The 3,640-nt window shown below is 68.8% G+C and carries 5 protein-coding genes; 3 read left to right on the top strand and 2 right to left on the bottom strand.

Features of this window, described 5'->3' with window-relative positions:
• Nucleotides 1-314 precede the first annotated feature (314 nt).
• Nucleotides 315-1,169, top strand: a complete 855-nt coding sequence (locus U9R90_RS34390; protein WP_411061267.1) for a helix-turn-helix domain-containing protein — start codon at nucleotides 315-317, stop codon at nucleotides 1,167-1,169.
• A gap of 13 nt (nucleotides 1,170-1,182) precedes the next feature.
• On the top strand, nucleotides 1,183-1,380 hold the full coding sequence (locus tag U9R90_RS34385; protein ID WP_411061266.1) for a DUF397 domain-containing protein: 198 nt from the start codon (nucleotides 1,183-1,185) through the stop codon (nucleotides 1,378-1,380).
• A gap of 27 nt (nucleotides 1,381-1,407) precedes the next feature.
• On the opposite strand, the gene mnmA is transcribed toward U9R90_RS34385, so the two are convergent.
• On the bottom strand, nucleotides 1,408-2,529 hold the full coding sequence (gene mnmA, locus U9R90_RS34380; protein WP_411061264.1) for a tRNA 2-thiouridine(34) synthase MnmA: 1,122 nt from the start codon (nucleotides 2,527-2,529) through the stop codon (nucleotides 1,408-1,410).
• Nucleotides 2,530-2,558: 29 nt separating this feature from the next.
• Between mnmA and U9R90_RS34375 the strand changes: the two genes are divergently transcribed.
• Nucleotides 2,559-3,266 carry an N-acetylmuramoyl-L-alanine amidase gene (locus tag U9R90_RS34375; RefSeq protein ID WP_411061263.1) on the top strand — a complete coding sequence of 236 codons (708 nt, stop codon included), beginning with the start codon at nucleotides 2,559-2,561 and terminating at the stop codon, nucleotides 3,264-3,266.
• Nucleotides 3,267-3,282: 16 nt separating this feature from the next.
• On the opposite strand, the gene U9R90_RS34370 is transcribed toward U9R90_RS34375, so the two are convergent.
• A partial coding sequence (locus U9R90_RS34370) for an aminotransferase class V-fold PLP-dependent enzyme (protein ID WP_411061262.1) occupies nucleotides 3,283-3,640 on the bottom strand: 358 nt, incomplete at its 5' end.

Raw genomic sequence — 3,640 nt, 5'->3', positions numbered from 1 at the left:
CTGGGCCGGAGCGGAGGGGCGGTACGGGTCGGGGGACATGGATACCTCCTGGGGCACGAGCGTTGGGACGGTAAGTGGACGGTGGCCACGGGGTGTTGACGCCGGGCGGTGGCATTGCCGGACCCCTGCTTCCTGGGTGGGCAGGGGCCCGGTGCGCTTCCGATTCCGGCGGACGAACGAGTGGCGCGAGTCATGCCGTAGAGCAGACCGACTCACGCGTGAGTCGCATTTCACTATTGAGTGAAACAATGTCCGACTCACTAGACGTCATCGGTTCCCGTTGTCAGACTGCTCGCGCGCACGGGAGAGGACACATGGCTCAACGAAACGCCCCTACAGGCCGCCACCGCCGCCTGGCCACGGAGATGCGCCGCATGCGCGAACAGGCGGGCATCTCCGCACAAGAAGCCGCCTCGCTGCTCGGCTCGGACAGGACGATGATCTCCAACATCGAGGCGGGCCGCACGGGCCTCAGCGAGGAACGCGTACGCCAACTCGCCTCCCAGTACCGGTGCCCTGATCCAGCGCTGATTGACGCACTCGCAGCAATGACAGGCCCCCGTCGGGCTCATCAATGGTGGGATGAGTACCGGGGGAAACTCCCGGAAGGCCACCTTGAAGTCTCGGAAGTGGAGCACTACGCCACCCGCATCCGCACAGCGCAGACGGTGCACCTGCCGGGGCTGTTCCAGACCGAGGACCACGCGCGGGCGATCTTCGAGTTCGCGGTGCCGAAACTTCGACGCCTGGAGGTTGAACTGCGGGTCGAGCACCGGCTCGGGCGACAGGCCATCCTCAGCGGACAGAATCCGACCCCCTACGTCGGGATCATCCATGAAGCCGCCCTGCGCCTGGAATTCGGCGGGCGGGACGTGGCGCGGGCGCAGCTTGAGTACCTCGCGGAAGCAGCCGACCGCGACAACGTGACCCTGATCGTGATCCCGTTCAGTGCCGGAGCCTTCCACGGAGCGGGACAGTCAATCCTGTACGCGGAAGGGCCAGTTCCGCAGCTTGACACAGTTCAGCTGGACACCGCGCTCGGCGCACACTTCGTGGATGCCCCGACTCCCCTGGCGAACTATCGTTCCCTACTGGACCTGATGGAGCAGTCGGCGCTGTCACCTGACGAGTCGCAGAAGCTCATCCGGTCGATCGCCCGCGAACTGTGAGGGGAACAGAGACATGACTGGGGACGAGTGGCACCGTTCATCCTTTTGTGGGGGTGGCGGCAACAACTGCGTCGAAGTCGCCGCCGCCCCCGACGGGCTGGCCCTGCGTGAGAGTGAGTCCCCTAGCGAGGTCATACGTACCGAACGGGACGCCCTGCGCGCCCTCATATGCGGCGTACAGGCGGGAGCTGTGGCGCCACCCAGGCCCTGACCAGGCCCTGACCAGGGCCAGGACAGGTCAGGCCACTGGCGCAGCCCGCCGAGTCGTAGCGATCGTCGCCGAGCCCACCACCCGCGTCCCGTCATACAGCACCACCGCCTGGCCGGGGGCCACGCCCCGTACCGGCTCCGCGAAGGAGATGTCCAGGGTGTCGTCGACCAGCTCAGCCCTCACGGGCGTCTCGTCGCCGTGGGCGCGGAGCTGGGCGGTGTAGGTGCCGACGCCGGACGGAGGCGTGCCGCACCAGCGGGGCTTGATCGCGGTGAGGGCCGTCACGTCGAGGGCGTCCACCGGGCCTACCGTCACCGTGTTGTTCACCGGGGAGATGTCCAGGACATAGCGCGGCTTGCCGTCGGGCGCGGGGGTGCCGATGCGGAGGCCCTTGCGCTGGCCGATGGTGTAGCCGTACGCGCCCTCGTGGGTGCCGAGCTTGGCGCCGGACTCGTCGACGATGTCGCCCTCGGCCTTGCCGAGGCGGGAGGCGAGGAAGCCCTGGGTGTCGCCGTCCGCGATGAAGCAGATGTCGTGGCTGTCGGGCTTCTTGGCTACCGCCAGGCCACGGCGCTCGGCCTCGGCGCGGATCTCGTCCTTGGTCGTGGTTGTGTCGCCTAGAGGGAAGAGCGCGTGGGCCAGCTGGCGCTCGTCCAGGACGCCCAGGACGTAGGACTGGTCCTTGGCCATGTCGGACGCGCGGTGGAGTTCCCGCGCGCCGTCGGCGCCACGGATGACCTGGGCGTAGTGGCCGGTGCAGACCGCGTCGAAGCCGAGGGCGAGGGCCTTGTCCAAGAGCGCGGCGAACTTGATCTTTTCGTTGCAGCGCAGGCAGGGGTTCGGGGTGCGGCCCGCCTCGTACTCGGCGATGAAGTCGTCCACCACGTCCTCGCGGAAGCGCTCGGCGAGGTCCCAGACGTAGAACGGGATGCCGATGACGTCGGCGGCGCGGCGGGCGTCGCGGGAGTCCTCAAGGGTGCAGCAGCCTCGGGCGCCGGTGCGGAAGGACTGCGGGTTGGCCGAGAGCGCCAGGTGCACTCCGGTCACGTCGTGTCCCGCTTCGGCGGCGCGGGCGGCGGCGACGGCGGAGTCCACGCCGCCGGACATGGCGGCGAGTACACGGAGGGGGCGCTGGGGGGTCTCAGTCATAACCCCTCCAGGGTAGTCGGAACCTTTGGGTGGGTCCCAAGCGTTTCTCGGGGCACAGAGGGGACGACAGGGGAGCAGGGGGAGGTGTGGGTGTGGCCGGGATCAGCAGGCGTGCCCTGCTCATCGGGGGCGGTGCCACCGCGGCGGCCGGTACGACGGCCGCCGTGTACGGCGAGGAGCTGTCGCGGCTGTACTGGCGGCTTCCTGGTGTCGACAAGCAGCGCACCGAGGGTGAGGTGGACCAGCCGGGGGTGCGCTGGGTCGCGGCCTCGCGCGGAAATCTGCGGTATGCGAACCGTCCGTCGGACTACCGGATCGACCGGATTGTGATCCATGTGACGCAGGGGAGCTTCGCCACGACGTTGAGGGTGTTCCGCGATCCGTTGCACGCTGCGTCGACTCACTACGTGATTCGCGCCAAGGACGGGCACATCACGCAGATGGCCCGCGAGCTGGATGTCGCCTTCCACGCGGGGAATCGTGCTTTCAACGAGCGCAGTGTTGGGATCGAGCATGAGGGGTTTGTGGACAAGCCCTCGTCCTTTACGGAGGTGATGTACCGGTCGTCGGCGAAGTTGTCGGCTGACATCTGTCGGCGGTACGACATACCCGTGGACCGTGAGCACATCGTGGGGCATGTGGAGGTGCCGGGGACGGATCACACCGATCCGGGGCCGCACTGGGACTGGGATCGGTATATGCGGCTCGTGCGGGAGGCCTCCCAGGAGGCTGCCTAGGAGTCCGTTGCCACCTTCAGGACAGGCCCGCCGTCCGGGCCCGTTCCACCGCCGGGCCGATCGCCTGCGCCACCGCGTCCACATCCGCCTTGGTCGACGTGTGGCCCAGCGAGAAGCGCAGGGTGCCGCGGGCCAGGTCGGGGTCCGTGCCGGTGGCGAGCAGGACGTGGCTCGGCTGGGCGACGCCCGCGGTGCACGCGGAGCCGGTGGAGCACTCGATGCCCTGGGCGTCGAGGAGGAGGAGCAAGGAGTCGCCCTCGCAGCCTGGGAAGGTGAAGTGGGCGTTGGCGGGCAGGCGGCCGAGCGAGGTGCCGGCGGCCGAGGCGAGTTCCGGGGACGGGGCGAGCGCCGGGGACGGGGCGGATGCCGGGTGA

It is taken from the genome of Streptomyces sp. E11-3, from assembly GCF_046540415.1.
Taxonomy (GTDB): domain Bacteria; phylum Actinomycetota; class Actinomycetes; order Streptomycetales; family Streptomycetaceae; genus Streptomyces.
The sequence above is the reverse complement of the archived record's forward strand: the minus strand, read 5'-3'. Positions and strand labels throughout refer to the sequence as shown.